Source organism: Paenibacillus sp. NPDC056579, from assembly GCF_042793215.1.
In the GTDB taxonomy this organism is placed as follows: Bacteria; Bacillota; Bacilli; order Paenibacillales; family NBRC-103111; genus Paenibacillus_S.
Map to the genome: position 1 here is coordinate 37,184 of NZ_JBHTVD010000008.1, position 17,081 is coordinate 54,264.

Genomic DNA, 17,081 nt, shown 5'->3' on the forward strand with positions numbered 1-17,081 from the left:
AAGGATGCCCCTCCGGGCTTTATAAGGATCCAGTGAGAGAGGTGCGCAATGAAAAGCAAGAAACGGATAGGGAACCTGAAGGCGGTTCCGTTCCTTCTGCCTTTTTTTATCGTCTATGTTCTGTTCACGATCTATCCGATGCTGAAGGGCTTGCAAATGAGCCTGTATCATTGGACGCTGATAAAGAAAATGGACTATGTGGGATTGGCCAACTATGCCGCCATGCTCAAGGACCCGCAATTTTGGGAAGCGCTGAAGAACACGACGCTGTTCGTCCTGCTGTCGACTCCGGGGATGATCGTGCTGGCCCTCGTGCTGGCATTGCTTGCAAATATGAAAACGAGGTTCCGTACGTTTTTGCGGGGGAGCTACTTTTTGCCGGGCATCCTGTCGGTCTCCGTCATTTCCTTCCTGGCTATCTTCATGCTCCAGCCGTATACGGGCTTTATCAATTCGCTGCTGCATCTTCTAGGGAGTACGGCGGAACCGTTCTGGCTGGCCGACAAAACTCTCGCATGGGTATCCATTGTAGGCGTGACGCTGTGGTGGACGGTCGGGTTCAATATGGTGCTGTACCTTGCCTCTCTGCAGGATATCCCCGATTATTTGTACGAAGCGGGGAAAATCGACGGCGCCACGGACGGGCAGCTGTTCTGGCACGTGACATTACCTCTGCTGGGGCCAATCACTCGGGTCATCCTGCTGCTGCAAATCATCGCCTCATACAAGGTGTTCTCGCAAATCTGGCTCATTACCAGAGGAGGGCCCGGCACCAAGACGAGGCCGATTATCCAATACATATATGAGACCGGCTTTAAAAATAACGATTTGGGCTACGCAGCCACGATGTCGTACGCATTGTTTGTGATTTTGCTCGTGCTTGCCTTTGTTCAGCTCAAGGTAAAGCCTAAGGAGGAGGTCTAGGTGAAGTCTGTCACGCTGCTGCATCGGATCCAGCTGGTTATCGCCATCATTATCGCAGTATGTTTCCTGATACCGGTGGTCTGGATGCTGTTCGTCTCTATCAAGACCGAAGGCTCGCCGATCAAAACGCTGGTCGACTGGTTTTTGCCGCCGTATACGTTCGACAATTACACCAAGGTGCTAAGCAAAACGTCGATGCTCCGGTGGATGGGCAACAGCCTGTTTATCGCATTGGTCAAGACGGTGCTGACCGTGCTGTTTACTTCTCTGGCCGCCTTCGCCATTTCGAAAATTCAATTTCACTATAAACAGGCGATCTTCCTGTTCTTTGTCGCCGGCCTGATGATTCCCGGAGAAGCGACGATCATTCCGCTCTATGCCGTGGTAAAGGATATGGAGCTGCTGGATAGCTATCTAGGCATTATTTTGCCGGGGATTGCTGCGCCTCTTGGGGTTGTCATTTTAAAAAGCTTCTTCGACGGTGTGCCGAGAGAACTGGTCGAAAGCGCGGAAATCGACGGCTGCGGCTCGTTCAAAACGTACAGCACGATCGTGCTTCCGCTGGCCAAGCCGGCCATCGCGTCCCTTTCCATCTTCACCTTCATCGGATCGTGGAACAATTTCCTGTGGCCGTACTTGTCCATTACTTCCGAGGAGCTGTATACGGTGCCTGTCGGCATCCCTACGCTGCTCGCGAACTATACGGTCGACTACGTGACTCCTATGACTGTGAATGCTATCGCATCGATACCGGTCATTATTGCGTTCATGCTGTTTGAAAAACAAATCGTCAAGGGAATCAGCTTCAGCGGAATTAAAGGATAAGAGGAGGAGAACAGATAATGGTTCATGAAAAGAGTGCAGTGAGGCCGGAATATCCGAGACCGCAGTTCGTTAGAGGCGAATGGTTGAACTTGAACGGGGAGTGGGGCTTCCGTTTTGACGACGGCAACGCAGGCGAGCAGCAGCAGTGGTATGCCGGGTCCGTGATGGACCGGAGCATTATCGTTCCGTTCACCTATGAGAGCAAAGCAAGCGGGATAGGGGAGGAAGCTCATCACAGCCACGTATGGTATCAGAAAAAGGTGAAGCTTCCTGCAAATCAGAAGGGGAAGCGGGTAATCCTTCATTTTCAGGCGGCTGACTACTTGGCTAAAGTATGGGTGAACGGCCGGTTTATCGGTAGTCATGAAGGCGGGTATACGGCCTTTTCGTTTGATATTACGCAAGCCCTTCGCAACGATACAGACGAGCAAAGCATTGTGGTTAAAGCCGAGGACACCATGAGCTGCTACCAGCCAAGGGGCAAGCAGAGGTGGAAGGAAGAAAACTACGGCTGCTGGTATACGCAAACGACCGGTATATGGCAAACGGAGTGGCTGGAGTTCGTCAACGACGCCTGCATTGCCGATGTCAAAATAACGCCGGATATCGATACTCGTTCCGTCCGGTTTCAATACAGCGTTCAAGGCTCGGAAGGGCGCAGCCTTCGCATCGAGACGGCGGTTACGTTTCAAGGGAAGCCGGTGAAGCAGATATCCGCTCTGGTGGACCGCGAATCAGTCAGCTTAAGCGTCGACATAGCGAGCGAAATCCACGAATGGAGAGTGATGCTATGGCAGCCGGGACACCCGAACCTGTACGATGTCGAGTTCGTCCTGTATGAAGGCGGCCGGGAGCTGGACCGGGTCTCCTCGTATTTCGGCATGAGGAAAATCTCGATCGAGAACGGAACGATCTATCTGAACAACCGGCCGCTGTACCAGCGGTTGCTGCTCGATCAGGGATATTGGCCTGACAGCCTGCTGACGCCGCCCTCCGAGGAGGCGATCATCGAGGATATCGACAAAACGCTGGAGATGGGCTTCAACGGCGTGAGGAAGCATCAGAAGATCGAGGACGCGAGATTTCTGTACTGGTGCGACCGCAAAGGGCTGCTCGTCTGGTCCGAGATGGCCGCCACCTACGAGTACTCGGATGAAGCGGTAAGCCGTTTTACGAAGGAATGGACCGATATCGTCCGGCAGCAGTACAACCATCCTTGCATTGTGACATGGGTGCCGTTCAACGAATCGTGGGGAGTTCCCAATATTTATACCGACCGGAAGCAGCAGGCGTTTACGGAGGCGGTCTATCATTTGACGAAGTCGTTGGATACGACGAGACCGGTTGTCGTGAACGACGGCTGGGAGCATACCGTGTCGGACATTCTCACGCTGCATGATTACGAGGAGTTCGGCGAGAGGTTCGCCTCGCGCTACGCCGACAAGGAGCCGCTCGTGAGCAATGAGCGCTCGTTCAGCAATCATAGGCTGGCCTTCGCTCAAGGATACGCCTACCGGGGGCAGCCGATCATCATAAGCGAATATGGAGGCATCGCCTTCAAGAACGAATCCGGCTGGGGCTACGGCAGCATGGTTCAGTCGGAGGAGCAGTTTTTGAAACGGTACCGGGAGATTACGCAAGCGATCAAGAACGTACCGTATGTTTGCGGCTACTGCTATACGCAGACGACAGATGTTCAGCAGGAGATCAACGGATTGCTGACGGAGGACCGCAAGCCGAAAATCGAATTGAGCAAGATTCGAGCTATCAATCTGGAGTAGTTTGGGCTTCCTTGTTTGCATGGAGAGACCTGGCGTATCTTTTGCGCCGGGTCTTTTTTGCGTGGAGCTGCGGTATCCGGGGTAATCCACAGGTGGCGGAGCAGCGATCCGCTGGCTGCATCATGAAAGTTTCACAGGCTAGAACGGTTGGCATCGGCCAAAATCGTCAATACTGGGGAAGGTAGAGGCACGTTGGTGCTTGCTATAAGGATTTCTTAAGTTAGATGGGAGTTGCGGAATTTATGAAAGCAATAGAATGGCTGGTCAAGCTCGTATTGACCGCTTTGATTACGTCGGCGGTCTGTATTGCATCCACCTTTTGGGCTGTGAGCACTTATGCGGATCTGATATTGACGCAATATAATTTAAAATCGGCGGTTAGCGCTGCGCCCGGCTGGTCGCAATTCGTGGCACACCTCGGCAGCACGGCCTCCGGCTTGTTCGGCCAAGGGACGGGCGGGACCGGCGGTCAGCAGGCTGCCGGTACGAATACGGTGCCGGCGGACCGGTCCGTCGCCGGAGCCATCGATTCTTCGGGCGGCCCTGCGGATCCGCTCCGGCCGTCCGAGACGGGAGCTGCCGGCGGCAGCTCTACGGGAACCGACGCTTCCACGAACCAAGGAAGCGGGTCTTCCACCGGCAAAAAGCCGCCGGAGGATGCGGTTGCCGTATTCGGCCACCAAAGCGGACAGGAAAGCGGCTCTGGCATCAGCAAGGACGCGGTGGCCGGAAGCGGGGCAAGCTCGGGAGCCGGGTCGTCGGCAGCGGAGGAAAGCAAGCGGATCGTCGTGTCCGGAGAGGAATTTACCAAGAAGAAGGATCAGCTGTCGGGCGACGAGAAGAACAAAATTTTCAACATGCTCGTAACGCGGGTTCCGCAAGCGGAAATGCAGACGATATCCCGTTTGATGGAGGACGGCATTACGGCGGCGGAGCTCAAGCAGATCGAGCAGCTGCTGCAAACGTATTTGAAGCCGGAGGAATATTCGCAGCTTCTTACCATGATTAAGACGACAGGCTGATGAAATCGGCCGATGAGGGAATGCGGCTGTGATGGCACCAGGTTAACAGATGATCTCTAACGACAAGTTAGGGAGTAGGGAAGCAGCACAAAGCTCAGAGTAGAACAAGAGAAGGAATGGGTGTAGGTGGAGGAGCGGCAGTGTCCGCCTTTGAAGCTCGTGAACTACCGCGACAAGCCTATCATTCAAAGGAACACGACTTCAACAGCGGCCGGAATCCCACACCCCATTCCCTTCCCACGCGTACACGTACGAATTTAGACATGGACCTAGCCGCAGGCTAGGTTTTTTTACTTTAATAGAATTTATAAGATACTGATGTCATGGTCCCTTACCTCTGGCCCCCAAAGCGGGCCAATGTATCCTCGGCTTGGCGAAAGCGTGATGATTCGACAACGACCTGAAGAATATGATGATCATGATGCTCTTCTGCAGAAGACATGCCTAATGCAGCGGAAGCTCCAGGTAGTTCCCCTAGTTCCGTCTGACCGGCGGAGTACAGCTGAATATCGATGGCTCCTTGCTCTCGCAATGCGCTCGCAGCGCGGTCCATATCCTCCCGATTTTTGAAAAATGCCGTTATGTTTTCCATGGATTGACTTCACACCCCTGCCACGAAACCCCGGCAATCGAAACCAGAGCCCGTGAATAATGTTGAAAAATGAAGACGAACTGTGGTAAATTGATTAAGAAGGTCGTCTTACGTGGTTATTGTCTCTAATTCAGGTGTTTTTATGTATTTTTCGTAGAAAACGGCTTAAAGGAGTAGAACATGACAGTTTTCAGAGGAACGGGTTGGATGAAGGAGCTGCTGGACAAGTCCAAGCAGAAGCTTTCGCAAATCCGCACGCAAAAAGTGACTGCCGATACGGAAGTCAGCCTAGCTACCGAAGAACAACAGATGGAAGCTTCTGCACATAAAGCTAAGGATATTCTTTTACATAAATGGACTCTTGCTAAAACTATATCCGCATTGGGCGTTATAGCTGCAGTCGTTTGGGGTGGCCATACCTATGTGCACACCGGCTTGAAGAACGTATATCATGTCTCGGTGAACGGGCAGGAAGTAGGAACCGTCAAGGATACGGCGGAAGTAGAGCAATTGAAGCAAATGAAAGCCAAGGAACTGGCTGCCTCCAGTCAGGAAGTCCGGATGAAGGTCAAGGAGCCCGAGGTCACGTTTCAGGTTGAAAAGGTTTTCATGGAGGAGACGAACGACAAGGACGTCTTGAACCGCGTCGCCAGCGCCATTACCGCTTATCCGGTAGGAACGGAGCTGAGCGTAGACGGCAAATCCATGGGAGTCGTCAAGGATGAGCAAACGGCAGAACAGCTGCTCGAATCGATTAAAGACACCGCGCTGGAGAATAAGAAGGAAGCCAAGGTTCGCGTGTTGTCCGCCTCTGCTGCACCGCCTGCCCAAGTAGTGGAATTGGAAAAGGTAGAGTTCGTGCAAAAGGTAGAGCTGAAGGAAATCGAAATTCAGCCTCAGGACGTAATGGATCCGGCGGAGCTGAAGAAGAAGCTGGAAACGGGCGATGTGCAGCCTACGAAATATACGGTGGAAAAAGGCGACTGCGTCTCCTGCATCGCGAAGAAGCTGGATATTCCGAAGCAGGTCATCTATCAAAACAACCCTTGGATCAGCGACGATATGATCAAGGTCGGTCAGCAGCTGGATTTGACGGTGCTGCAGCCGAAGCTCGCCGTTCGGACGGTCGAGAAGGTAGCGGAGTCTCAAGAGATACAGTATGAGACGGAATACGAGAAGGACGACAGCATGCGGGCGGGAACGTCCCAGACTATTAAGGAAGGCAAGAACGGCATGAAAAAAGTCATGATTCAGGTCACGAAGGTGAACGGTCTCATGACGGATGAAACGGTTCTGAACGAGGAAATCATCGAGGAGCCGGTGAAAGCCGTCGTTCGCAAAGGAACGAAGGTAATCAAGGGCGAAGGGACAGGCAAGTTCGCTTGGCCGGTCGTATCGTCGAGCATCAGCAGTACCTTCGGTACCCGATGGGGAGCATTCCACAAGGGCATCGACTTGACGTCGCCGAACAAAAACATTTTGGCTTCAGATAACGGCAAAGTGGTCTTTGCAGGCGTGAAGAGCGGGTACGGCAACGCGGTCATTATAGACCATATGAACGGCTACAAGACGCTGTACGGGCATTTGAGCAAGATTGACACCTCAACCGGCAAAATCGTCGAGAAGGGCGAAAAAATCGGTCTGATGGGAAGCACCGGGGATTCGACAGGCGTGCATTTGCATTTCGAGGTTCAGCAAAGCGACGCACCGCAAAACCCTCTGAAGTTCCTAAATCGTTAGCACTTATTTCGTGGAAAATCATTCTTCATAGATCTTAATAGAGAGGCATGGAAGAAGCAGGAAAGCTGCTTGTCCATGTCTCTTTTTGCTTCAAGGTGTGGTAAGATAGAAGCATGGGTTTGTCTGGATTTTCTGTTGCTTAAATACAAGACTAGTTTCTTCATAGGCGGTGATCGTAAGGATGGCGAAAATACTCGTTGTCGATGATGAACAACCGATTGCGGATATATTGAAGTTTAATTTGGAGAAGGAAGGCCACGAGGTTATATGCGCCTACGACGGCGGGGCGGCTGTGGAGCTTGCCTTCAACGAGGAGCCGGATCTGATTCTGCTCGATCTGATGCTCCCCGTTAAGGACGGGATGGATGTGTGCCGGGAGGTGCGCGTGCGTCTGAACACGCCGATTATTATGCTCACGGCCAAGGACAACGAAATCGACAAGGTGCTCGGGCTCGAGCTGGGCGCCGACGATTACGTCACGAAGCCGTTCGGTACGAGGGAGCTGCTGGCCCGCGTGAAGGCTCATTTGCGGCGTCAGACGAAGGCGGCTAATCCTGCCCCTTCCGAGCCGGAGAAAAGGCAGGGAATACGAATCCAAGGGCTCTTTATCGACTCCGACATGTATGTGGTCTATAAAGATGAGGTTCCTTTGGATTTGACGCACCGTGAGTTCGAGCTGGTGCAATATTTGGCCAAAAACAGCGGCAAGGTGATGACCCGGGAGCATTTGCTGCAGGCGGTATGGGGCTTCGAATATTACGGCGACGTGCGTACGGTCGATGTGACGATTCGGCGGCTGCGCGAGAAAATCGAGGACGATCCGAGCCGGCCTGAATATATTTTGACACGGAGAGGGCTTGGCTACATGATGCGCAATCCGAAAAGCGGAGGCTTCTGACGCATGAAAGGACTTCGTTTCTTTCAATCGATCCAGGCGAAGGTCATTATCATTTATGTGCTGCTGATTTTAATCGCCATGCAGCTGATCGGAGTCTACTTCGTCCGGACGCTGGAGAGCTACTTCAAGAACGATTTCATCGAATCGCATAACATTCAGGCGGAGCTGCTCACCCAATGGGTGGAAAAGTACTTAAATGAGGAAACGAAGCTGGGGGATACGAAGAAAACGTATGCCGAGATGAATGATGTCGTGAACAAGCTGTTCGCCAACAGCAGCGCCGAAATTCAGGTGATCGACGCCAACGGCTTTGTCCTGACGACTTCGATGGCAAGCCACCAGGCGATTATCGGGCAAAAAAATACGCAGACGGAAGTCAACCGCGCTCTGCAGGGGATTAAAGATAACCAGCGGATGTTCACCGACTTTGACGGCGTCCGCAAAATGATTATTACGAAGCCGGTCGGATCCGGCGTTAAGGTGAACGGCGCGATTTACATTATCGCTTCGATGGAAGAGCTGTACAGCACGATGAACAGGATCAACCAGTTTCTGATTACGGGAACGATGATCGCTCTCGGCTTGACGGCCGGTCTCGGCGTCGTGCTGTCGGCTACGATAACGAGCCCGATCAAGGCGATTACGCGCCAGGCGACGGCGGTTGCCGAAGGGCGTTTTAACGAAAAGGTCGCCGTCTTCGGGAAGGACGAGATCGGACAGCTGGGGCAGACGTTTAATTTTATGATGGAGCGCTTGCGGGATGCTTTGTCATTGAATGAGGAAGAGAAGGAGAAGCTCGCCTCGATCTTATCGAATATGAATGACGGCCTGATCGCAACCGATGATGACGGACGTGTTATTGTAGTCAACCGCCGGGCGAAGCAAATATTGGAGCTGACCGAGGACGACATCGTCGGGCGGACGCTTCCCGAGGTGCTGGGCATCACACGTGAAACGATGAAGGAGCTGCAATCGGGCGACGATCCGATGATGATGCTGCAGTTTTATCATGAAGGGGAAGAGGAGCATCTGTCGGTCAGAGTGACCTTTACAACCGTTTACAGTAAGGAAAAGGGCTCTGCCAGTACGATTGCGATGCTGCAGGACGTGACGGATCAAGAGAAGCTGGAGGAAGCCCGCAGAGAGTTCGTGGCCAACGTGTCGCATGAGCTCCGGACGCCTCTGACCACGATCAAGAGCTATCTGGAGGCGCTGGAAGACGGAGCGCTGGAGGAGCCTCAGCTCGCCGGCAAATTCGTTAACGTGACCCGCAACGAGACGGAGCGGATGATCCGGCTTGTTACCGATTTGCTGCAATTGTCCCGGCTTGATTCGAAGCAGGCTATCATAGGCAGAGAGATCACGGACGTAGCAGAAATGCTGGAGGAAGTCGCGGACCGGTTCGCGTTCCAGCTGGAGCAGCGGGATATCGCGATTGAAGTGAAGGTTGACCCTGAAGTGGCGGAAATTATGCTGGACCGCGACCGAATCGACCAGGTGCTGGACAATCTGGTGTCCAACGCGATCAAGTACACGCCTGACGGAGGTCATATTACGTTGATGGCGCGGCGTCTTGACATGAAGCAGCTGGAGGTTTCGGTGCAGGATACCGGAATCGGCATTCCGAAGAAGGATTTGAGCCGCATCTTCGAACGGTTCTACCGCGTCGACAAAGCTCGATCCCGCAACATGGGCGGGACAGGGCTAGGTTTGTCGATTGCCCGGGAAATAGTGCGGGCTCATGGCGGAACTATAGGATTGGAGTCGGAATTTGGCCAAGGAACGAAGGTAACCTTCACGCTTCCGTATACGATGGAGGAGGCTGCAGGATGATTGAAAAGGTGAAAACCGGTCTGTTGGTGATGCTGGTTGCGGTTAGTTTGATGCAAAGCTATTTCCTGTCCTACAGCTCGCCGAAGTTCGATCCGTTGGAGCAGCAGGATTATGTGAAGACCGATCCAATCGGCACGCAGGCCAAGCTGGAGGATTTGCTGTTCCCCGACCAAGTGGTCCTTCATATGGGCAATCAGGTTCATACGGTGCTGTACCCGAATACGGCTCCTTACAATCAGGTGCTGGATAGCGTGAAGCAGAGAACGTTGTCGGGCTTCCGCAAAACGACGGTCTCCGCCCTGAATATGAATGTGGAAGAGGTTCGCGGCAAGCAGCAGGGTATTGAAGTGGTGTTTCGCGACGGCATTCCCATAAGTGTGCTGCATCGGGTCATGCAGATGAAGGGCGACCTCCCGCTGGACAACGATACGATTACACGCATCTGGATTATTGCCAGAGAGGCCAAGGACGAGGTACGCACTATTCTGTTCACCGATACGGCCAGCACGGTGTATGAGGTGCAGAAGGCGGACATTTCGGCCAAAGATATCGAGCGGCTCATGGCGATAGAAGGAACGGTGCCATATAAAGCGGTCGAAGGCGACTATTACTTGCCTACTAAGCCGGTTTCCTTTCCCGGCTATTCGTTCGGATTTTCGCAATTTACGGTGGATCAATTGAAGCGAAGCTTTTTCGTCGATCCGGCCATTACCCGGAATCTATCCGAGCGCGACGGTACGGAGATTTATACCGATGCCAAAAGAGGACTTCAGCTGAAGAACGACGAGCGCTGGCTCATTTATTCCGACCCGGTGGCGTCAGTGGACGCCAAGATTGATGTGGAGGAAAATCTGCTGTCGGCTGTGCAGTTCGTTAATCAGCATGGCGGCTGGAACGGCCAGTATACGGTGCAGAAGGTGCCCCAGCGGCTGCTGCCCGTTAATCAGGCGTTCATTTTCCGGCAATATTACGGCTCGCTTCCCATCATCAACCAGCGCAACGACAACATCGGCTTCATCAAGATGGTGCTGCAAAAAGGTGTCGTATCGAGCTATGAGCGGTCGATGATTATTCCGGAGCCGCAAAGCGCAACCAGTAAAGAAGTCGCGATGCTCTTCGGTGATGCGCTGGACGCGAAGCTGAATCAGTACGCGAAGAAGAGCGCCGTCATTTCGGTATTTCCCGGCTATCGTCCGACTGTAGGGGTGGGGGAAGACCGGATGCGTCTGGACCCGTCATGGGTTGTGGAGCTTAGGGATGGGACTTACGAATTTTTGGAGTAGAGGGGCTTTCTGAAGGAAAGCCTGTGTAGGAAAACTTTGGAGTTGAAAATTTGCTGATCCGTTTCGAACGGTGGTACATCTCCCTCCGGCCGCTGTTGAAACCCGTGAACTTGCTGATTAGATGTAATGGTATCTTCACGGGTTTCAAAGGCGAACGCTAGCGCTCCTCCGGGAGATACACCACCTGCTTAAGCGCAAATTTTCAGAGAAATTTTACGACAGTAGGCTTTCCTACAGAAAGCCTGGTGGAGGAGTAAGGGGCTGGCTTTCCTAGTTGGGAAAGCGCGCGGATACAGAAAAGATCAGTACATGCTTACGAAGAAGCCCAGAGGAGGTGAAGTCCATGGATTGGAGCCGGGCCAAAACGATATTAATCTTATCCTTTTTTCTGCTGAATCTGGTGCTCGGCTACCAGCTGTGGACGACCCGATCCGACCTGCTCGAGTTCGACGCCAGTACAGCGAGCGCAGCGGAAGAATTACAGAGGCTGATCAAGAGCAAAAACATTCAAATATCGGCGGAGCTGCCGACCGAAGTGCCAAGGCTTAAGGAGATCGTAGTCCAATTCGATGAGAAGTTGACGTCGGATAAGGAGATTACGCTGGAAACGCCTTTTAAATACAGTCCGCTGTTGAGCAAAGGGGCACCGAGAGACGCGGCCGCCCGGGCGGCAATACCGAATATGGATAAATACCAGTACGATCCGGTGCTTAGCGCCAATGGGACGTATATGTTTCATGAGATGTTCGGGTCGTTTCCGATGTTCGAGGTAAGGCTCGAATTAAAGGAGCAGAACGGATTGATCACATCCTACAAGCAAAGCTATGCGGAAGTGAAGTCGGAGAACGAGCAGAAGGAACAGAAGGTCATTTCCTCCTATACGGTGCTTCGCAGTCTAATAGATAATTATCTCCCGTCCGGAACGGTCATCAGCAGCATTAAGCTCGGGTATCACGGGCAAACGTTCGATTCGCAGACGATGTTTCTCGTTCCTTACTGGCGGGTTGTATGCAATGGAGATATTTATTACGTGCACGCGTTGAACGGGGCGGTCGATCCGCCGCAAAGAAACAAGAAGTAGCAGGCAGTAATGCAGGTTTTTGAAGATAGGAGTTTGAGCTATGGGAATTCGTTTTAGCGTATTATCGAGTGGTTCCACGGGGAACGCGATGGTAGTGGCGACGGAGGATGGCAAAGTATTGATCGACGCCGGTCTCAGCGCCAAAAAGATAGATCAGCTTTTGAAGGAAAAAGATATGAGCGCAGCAGATCTCGATGCAATTCTCGTAACCCACGAGCATGCCGACCATATCAAGGGATTAGGCGCAGTCGCGCGGAAGTACGATTTGCCGGTGTATGCCAATGAGAAGACATGGGAAGAGCTGAACCGGCATATCGGAGAGATCGCCGATGACAAGCGGTGCGTCATGGAAACCGGTGAGGTGCGCAATTTCGGATCGCTCCAGGTGGAGTCTTACGGTATTTCCCATGATGCGGCGGAGCCGGTGGGGTACTGCTTTTATCATGAGGATCAGAAGCTCAGTCTCGCAACCGATCTCGGCTATATGAGCTCCAAGGTGAAGGAGAAAATTCAGGACAGCGACGTGCTCGTATTGGAGTCCAATCATGATATCGAGATGCTTCGAATGGGTAAATATCCTTGGAACATCAAACGACGTATTTTGAGCGATCTCGGGCACTTATCGAACGAAGCGGCGGGAAGCGGCCTGGTCGATGTCATGACGCCGAAGACGAAGCGGGTGTACTTGGCTCACTTGAGCCGCGATCATAATCTGATGGATTTGGCCAGGCTGACCGTGAATAATATGGTAGAAGACCGGCTGCAGCCTGACGACCATCGGGCTCGTCTGATGGATACATATTATGATCGCGCTACAGAGTGGGATCGGTTGGAAGAGGACGAGTAGACTCCTCCGATACGGGTTCGGGTGTATAGGCGGCGTCCAGATGGGCCGACATGGCGGCTATGTCTCGGGCGGTAATAATGCCTTTTTCCACCAGCACTTCGATCAGAGCGCTTACTAACAGGGCGTTTTGGTAATGGGCGTTTTTGAGGTCGGCCAGCTTGGCGATGAAATCTACTTGCTCCAAATGGTTGGTAATCCGATTCATAGGCTTCGGCATCCTTTCCGGGAACGGGGTTATACTCTTATTCTAGTCTTTCGGTTATGAAAACATTCCTTTTTCTTTTTAAAAGTTTTGAAGAATGCTAGAGGCGGCTCTGCAAAGAGTGCAGAGGAGGGAGCGGGAAGCGATGAGTCTGTTCGATGATGATTTTTATTCCACGAAGGTGTCCCGGTGGGATGGATGGTCTCCGTCTACCGGAGAGAAGAGCTGGAAAATCCATGGTTTGCAAAAGTACCCCTGGCTGCTGCCGGCACTGGGCGGTGCGGCTGTTATGCTCGTGCTCGTGCTTCTGTTTGGAGGAGGGAACGGTTCCGTTGATTCGGCGGCGGTAGCGGTTTCTTCTACAGGCTCAGGGAGCCTCTCTCCGGGCAGTGGTCCGGACGGTCAGCAGGCTGCCAGTGATTCGGCGGTGCTCGCGGCGGAAAAGATCGGCCCTACGGTCATCAGCATTATTGCTTCGAACAAGGAGACGGACAAAGAAGTAATCCGCGGAGCGGTAGGCTTAGGCTCGGGCGTCATGTTCCAAAAAGTGGGCGATAAAGTGCGTATCGTAACGAACAATCACGTTGTGGAAGGCTTCAGCCAACTGGACGTCGTCACCGCGTCGGGAGAGCGCAAGCAGGCAACGCTGCTGGGACGCGATCAGATGACCGATCTTGCCGTTCTGGAGATTGACGGAAGCGGCGTGAAGCAGGTGGCGGAGTTCGGCAACTCCGACGCGCTGAAGGCCGGAGAAACGGCTATCGCCATAGGCAACCCGTTGGGACTGGGCTATGCGCCGACGATAACCAAGGGCATTATCAGCTGGCCGAAACGGACGATCCCGGTTTCCCTCGGACAGCAGGGCGAGTATGATTGGGAGATGGACGTGATCCAGACGGATGCGGCCATTAACCAGGGCAACAGCGGCGGTGCGCTGGTCAATCTGGAAGGTAAAGTCGTCGGTATCAACACTTTGAAAGTGGCTGATACGGGCGTGGAAGGGCTGGGCTTCGCAATCCCGATCAACGCCGCCAAGCCGATCATTGATACGTTGATTAAAGATAAGAAGATCAAACGGCCTTATTTGGGTGTCGTGACGCAAAATTTGCAATCTTTTAAAGGGACGGAAGTATTAAAGCTGCCTTCCGGTGTGAAAACTGGTATTATAGTTATTGAAGCTACGGGGCCTGCCAAGGATGCAGGACTTAAGACGAACGATGTCATTGTGGAGCTGGACAGCAAGCCGGTGGACAGTACACTGGAGCTGAGGAAGTACATTTATTCGCAGAAAAATATAGGCGACAAAATCAACGTTACTTATTATCGCGCAGGGAAAAAGGCTACCGCCGCCCTGACGATGGGCGAGCTGCCGGATAGGTAACCTATTTTAGAGCGTAGAGCAGAGTGGGGTCTCGATATGTATGTAGTTTGCAAGGAGCATTTGGAGCTGGCGATCGACCAATTCGTCGACGAATACGAGGATGCGCCGGATATCGTCGATTTGGAGGAGACGCGCTTCCCGGCTTGGGAGCCGCCCGCCCATTGCGAGCGCTGCATGGAAAAGGCGCGGTTTTTGGTTGTGTAAGTTGGAAAAGAGGGCTGCGCGCGCAGGTAGGGGCGCGGCCTTCTTTTTTTGTTGGCTTGGATGATGGCTGTAGCGGGATGCTGGGTAGTTAGCCTAATTGGCTCCCACACAGGTTAAGAACCATAGCTAGATAGATAAGATGAAAAGGATGGTAGCATTTCATGCAAATACAGATAGTAGCGGTAGGCAAGTTGAAGGAATCGTATCTGGTGCAGGGGATCGCAGAGTATGTGAAGCGCCTTGGGCCCTATGCCAAGGTGCAGATCAGCGAGGTGCCTGACGAGAAGGCACCAGAGGCCATGAGCGCCGCGGAGGAGGCGCAGGTGCGGCAGCGCGAGGGCGAACGCATCCTCGCGCAAATCAAGGGCGACGCCTACGTGGTGGCGCTTGCCCTTGACGGCAAGCCGCTATCGAGCGAGGAGCTCGCGCGGCATGTAGAGGGCCTCGCCACGTACGGGCGCAGCCACGTGGCGTTCGTGATCGGGGGCTCGCTAGGGCTGGCCCCCGCGGTGCTGGAGCGCGCCGAACTGAAGCTGTCGTTCGGGCGCATGACTTTGCCGCACCAGCTGATGCGGCTGGTGCTGGTGGAGCAGATTTATCGGGCGTTTAAGATTATTAGGAAGGAACCGTATCACAAATAACGGCAAGTTTTTTGAGAAGCGCGCAGCGGGCCTGGGCTTTGGCGGGCATTTGTAGAGGCGCCATGATTGACGACAAAGTCGGCGCCAGTAGGGTTCTGAGAACTATTTAGAGGCCACAGAATGATTTTGCTTGAGACGAGCGCCCCGGAAAAATGTTACAAATTGTATATTAATGGCAATCGTGGTATTGTAAATATAACTAGTATACTTTACCTAAAGGTTGTGATAGAAAATATGAGTATTAGCTTACCATCCCGCTATGAAAGCTTAGATGAGGCTTACCGAGGTCGATTAATACCAAATACTGAACTGTTAACCTTAGTAAATCGTGCAAACAAATCAATGCAAATTAGTGGTGGCATACGGTTTCTACCGCTATATGGAGAAAGTGGTGCCGGAAAAACATCTGCTGCCCGTGAAATAAGTACCCATATCCCGAGTGCATATACCTTTGTCTTGGGTAGAGAAGATATAGAAATAAAAGACTCACTCCTGACAAGGATTAAAAGAGAAAGAGATCATAACGTCGGGAAATTGTTGATTGCTATTATTGATCAATACGAAGAAAACGTCGTAGGCAAGGAAAAGATCCCAACGCAGTTTGTTGAATATTTGAGCCTTTTTGACCGAGGTGAATTAAGTCAAATACCAATTATCTTCATCTGGTTAACAACCAGCGTAGATTTTCAGAAAATGCTGGTTGATGCAACTTCGCGTAATAGAAGAATTTTACTACATGATAGCTTTATTATTACTGGTCCTGATAAGCATGAATGGCCAAAAATTATAGATGAAACATTTAGTTTCCATAATAGTGACAAGTCGCTGGCTGATTTTGAGATTATTGAAGAAGATGTAAAGGGAATTAGCATAGATTACCATACCATTGGGAGTGCTATGGAGGCAGTGGGGGTACGTCTCGCTGATAATCTAATTGATATTCACAATCTATCGGAATACCAAGTAATACTAATGTGGCCAGTTTCGGATGCTCTACGAACCCAGCGCGTTTTGCAATTCTCTAAAGCCCGTGAAGGTTACAAACTTAATTGGGAAGCCTGGCATAGAGAGCTAAATACCGAGGATCGGGCCCAACTACCATTGAAGGAATTGAATCGCACGCGTCTTTATTTTGACGTAAGGATAATACCTATCCGGGCTGCAGACCTTCATAGGCTCTGTAATGACTTAGATAATCCAGAGGGTACTTATGGTGACTCTTATGTTGGAAGGTTTATGAGAACTCATTTTTACCAAGTTGTAGCTGATAAGTGGGATGAATATGAGTATACTCCTCTAAAGGAGAGAGAGTCCAAACGGGCTGAAGAAGCAAGGGTTTGGTATGAAAGTGTTACAACTAAGCCAACCCAGCTTGGGAGAAGGATAGCAAGAGTGTTTAGAACAAGCGGACTTGAGGCTACTTATGAAGAAACCTTAACTTCTGGGTATAGTTCAGTACGGGCTGATATTTTCATAAAGCGCCCAGGTTCTCAAAAGCCGAAGGTAATAATTGAAATAAAGGCTTTTTCAACAGAAGCAACCATGCCGTCTTCAATAAAGGACGCAATAAAAGTTACATTGAGAAGACATGCGCAATTTGCTGGTTTCTTACAAAGACAATAATAAAAGGGCGCCTTCAATGGGTGCCCTTTTATTGACTATAAAGATTTAGAAACAGTACCCAAAAACTTGCCGTTAAAGATAGAGCGGAGAACCGTACCATAAGTGACGGCAAGTTTTTTGTTGAATTCCTTGCGGGCATGGATTTGTATACGTGTGAAAGCATGCTGAGCACACTGAACGAACAAAAAGCCCTAATCAAAAGGG

At 51.8% G+C, this 17,081-nt stretch carries 16 protein-coding genes; 14 read left to right on the plus strand and 2 right to left on the minus strand.

From position 1 onward, the window contains the following. Positions 1 to 48 precede the first annotated feature (48 nt). The 4 genes from ACFQ88_RS26940 (at position 49) to ACFQ88_RS26955 (ending at position 4,552) form a co-directional block, all read left to right on the plus strand. On the plus strand, positions 49 to 924 hold the full coding sequence (locus tag ACFQ88_RS26940) for a carbohydrate ABC transporter permease (protein ID WP_239630593.1): 876 nt from the start codon (positions 49 to 51) through the stop codon (positions 922 to 924). Then, on the plus strand, positions 925 to 1,749 hold the full coding sequence (locus ACFQ88_RS26945) for a carbohydrate ABC transporter permease (protein ID WP_379458951.1): 825 nt from the start codon (positions 925 to 927) through the stop codon (positions 1,747 to 1,749). Positions 1,750 to 1,766: 17 nt separating this feature from the next. Then, the gene (locus ACFQ88_RS26950; protein ID WP_379458953.1) at positions 1,767 to 3,530 is read left to right on the plus strand and encodes a glycoside hydrolase family 2 protein; all 1,764 of its coding nucleotides are present in this window, start codon (positions 1,767 to 1,769) and stop codon (positions 3,528 to 3,530) included. 242 nt (positions 3,531 to 3,772) lie between these two features. Then, entirely contained in the window at positions 3,773 to 4,552 is a 780-nt protein-coding gene (locus ACFQ88_RS26955; RefSeq protein WP_379458955.1) for a hypothetical protein, read from the plus strand. 331 nt (positions 4,553 to 4,883) lie between these two features. Here the strand turns inward: ACFQ88_RS26955 and ACFQ88_RS26960 are convergent, their stop codons facing one another. Continuing rightward, a complete protein-coding gene (locus ACFQ88_RS26960; protein WP_379458957.1) occupies positions 4,884 to 5,144 on the minus strand; it encodes a hypothetical protein in 261 nt (86 codons plus the stop codon). Positions 5,145 to 5,324: 180 nt separating this feature from the next. On the opposite strand from ACFQ88_RS26960, the gene ACFQ88_RS26965 reads away from it, so the two are divergent. From ACFQ88_RS26965 to ACFQ88_RS26990, 6 genes are all read left to right on the plus strand, one after another. Further along, on the plus strand, positions 5,325 to 6,884 hold the full coding sequence (locus ACFQ88_RS26965; RefSeq protein WP_379458958.1) for a peptidoglycan DD-metalloendopeptidase family protein: 1,560 nt from the start codon (positions 5,325 to 5,327) through the stop codon (positions 6,882 to 6,884). A gap of 181 nt (positions 6,885 to 7,065) precedes the next feature. Beyond that, on the plus strand, positions 7,066 to 7,782 hold the full coding sequence (gene yycF / locus ACFQ88_RS26970; protein ID WP_239630599.1) for a response regulator YycF: 717 nt from the start codon (positions 7,066 to 7,068) through the stop codon (positions 7,780 to 7,782). A 3-nt stretch (positions 7,783 to 7,785) separates the two neighbouring features. Then, positions 7,786 to 9,615: a cell wall metabolism sensor histidine kinase WalK gene (walK, locus tag ACFQ88_RS26975; RefSeq protein ID WP_379458959.1), complete on the plus strand. Its 1,830-nt coding sequence runs from the start codon at positions 7,786 to 7,788 to the stop codon at positions 9,613 to 9,615. Further along, positions 9,612 to 10,898, plus strand: coding sequence for a YycH family regulatory protein (locus ACFQ88_RS26980; protein ID WP_239630601.1), 1,287 nt, complete (start codon positions 9,612 to 9,614; stop codon positions 10,896 to 10,898). Before walK ends, ACFQ88_RS26980 begins: the two co-directional genes overlap by 4 nt. A 343-nt stretch (positions 10,899 to 11,241) precedes the next feature. Continuing rightward, positions 11,242 to 11,979, plus strand: coding sequence for a two-component system regulatory protein YycI (gene yycI / locus ACFQ88_RS26985; RefSeq protein WP_239630602.1), 738 nt, complete (start codon positions 11,242 to 11,244; stop codon positions 11,977 to 11,979). A 40-nt stretch (positions 11,980 to 12,019) separates the two neighbouring features. Beyond that, positions 12,020 to 12,826, plus strand: a complete 807-nt coding sequence (locus ACFQ88_RS26990) for an MBL fold metallo-hydrolase (RefSeq protein ID WP_239630603.1) — start codon at positions 12,020 to 12,022, stop codon at positions 12,824 to 12,826. On the opposite strand, the gene ACFQ88_RS26995 is transcribed toward ACFQ88_RS26990, so the two are convergent. Then, positions 12,792 to 13,031, minus strand: a complete 240-nt coding sequence (locus ACFQ88_RS26995) for a hypothetical protein (RefSeq protein WP_239630604.1) — start codon at positions 13,029 to 13,031, stop codon at positions 12,792 to 12,794. The genes ACFQ88_RS26990 and ACFQ88_RS26995 overlap by 35 nt on opposite strands. A gap of 142 nt (positions 13,032 to 13,173) precedes the next feature. Between ACFQ88_RS26995 and ACFQ88_RS27000 the strand changes: the two genes are divergently transcribed. From ACFQ88_RS27000 to ACFQ88_RS27015, 4 genes are all read left to right on the plus strand, one after another. After that, entirely contained in the window at positions 13,174 to 14,409 is a 1,236-nt protein-coding gene (locus tag ACFQ88_RS27000; RefSeq protein ID WP_379458963.1) for a S1C family serine protease, read from the plus strand. Positions 14,410 to 14,445: 36 nt separating this feature from the next. After that, positions 14,446 to 14,613 (plus strand): CxxH/CxxC protein, encoded by a 168-nt coding sequence (locus ACFQ88_RS27005; RefSeq protein WP_239630606.1) that lies wholly within the window; start codon positions 14,446 to 14,448, stop codon positions 14,611 to 14,613. Positions 14,614 to 14,774: 161 nt separating this feature from the next. After that, the gene (rlmH, locus tag ACFQ88_RS27010; protein ID WP_239630607.1) at positions 14,775 to 15,254 is read left to right on the plus strand and encodes a 23S rRNA (pseudouridine(1915)-N(3))-methyltransferase RlmH; all 480 of its coding nucleotides are present in this window, start codon (positions 14,775 to 14,777) and stop codon (positions 15,252 to 15,254) included. Positions 15,255 to 15,374: 120 nt separating this feature from the next. After that, positions 15,375 to 16,877 (plus strand): P-loop NTPase family protein, encoded by a 1,503-nt coding sequence (locus ACFQ88_RS27015; protein WP_379458966.1) that lies wholly within the window; start codon positions 15,375 to 15,377, stop codon positions 16,875 to 16,877. Positions 16,878 to 17,081: the final 204 nt, after the last annotated feature.

Excerpts from the sequence above, each read along its gene's own strand:
- ACFQ88_RS26940 (WP_239630593.1), top strand. The coding sequence starts at position 49 with ATGAAAAGCAAGAAACGGATAGGGAACCTGAAGGCGGTTCCGTTCCTT.
- ACFQ88_RS26950 (WP_379458953.1), top strand. The coding sequence starts at position 1,767 with ATGGTTCATGAAAAGAGTGCAGTGAGGCCGGAATATCCGAGACCGCAG.
- ACFQ88_RS26955 (WP_379458955.1), top strand. The coding sequence starts at position 3,773 with ATGAAAGCAATAGAATGGCTGGTCAAGCTCGTATTGACCGCTTTGATT.
- ACFQ88_RS26960 (WP_379458957.1), bottom strand. The coding sequence starts at position 5,144 with ATGGAAAACATAACGGCATTTTTCAAAAATCGGGAGGATATGGACCGC.
- ACFQ88_RS26965 (WP_379458958.1), top strand. The coding sequence starts at position 5,325 with ATGACAGTTTTCAGAGGAACGGGTTGGATGAAGGAGCTGCTGGACAAG.
- yycF (WP_239630599.1), top strand. The coding sequence starts at position 7,066 with ATGGCGAAAATACTCGTTGTCGATGATGAACAACCGATTGCGGATATA.
- walK (WP_379458959.1), top strand. The coding sequence starts at position 7,786 with ATGAAAGGACTTCGTTTCTTTCAATCGATCCAGGCGAAGGTCATTATC.
- ACFQ88_RS26980 (WP_239630601.1), top strand. The coding sequence starts at position 9,612 with ATGATTGAAAAGGTGAAAACCGGTCTGTTGGTGATGCTGGTTGCGGTT.
- yycI (WP_239630602.1), top strand. The coding sequence starts at position 11,242 with ATGGATTGGAGCCGGGCCAAAACGATATTAATCTTATCCTTTTTTCTG.
- ACFQ88_RS26990 (WP_239630603.1), top strand. The coding sequence starts at position 12,020 with ATGGGAATTCGTTTTAGCGTATTATCGAGTGGTTCCACGGGGAACGCG.
- ACFQ88_RS26995 (WP_239630604.1), bottom strand. The coding sequence starts at position 13,031 with ATGAATCGGATTACCAACCATTTGGAGCAAGTAGATTTCATCGCCAAG.
- ACFQ88_RS27000 (WP_379458963.1), top strand. The coding sequence starts at position 13,174 with ATGAGTCTGTTCGATGATGATTTTTATTCCACGAAGGTGTCCCGGTGG.
- ACFQ88_RS27005 (WP_239630606.1), top strand. The coding sequence starts at position 14,446 with ATGTATGTAGTTTGCAAGGAGCATTTGGAGCTGGCGATCGACCAATTC.
- rlmH (WP_239630607.1), top strand. The coding sequence starts at position 14,775 with ATGCAAATACAGATAGTAGCGGTAGGCAAGTTGAAGGAATCGTATCTG.
- ACFQ88_RS27015 (WP_379458966.1), top strand. The coding sequence starts at position 15,375 with ATGATTTTGCTTGAGACGAGCGCCCCGGAAAAATGTTACAAATTGTAT.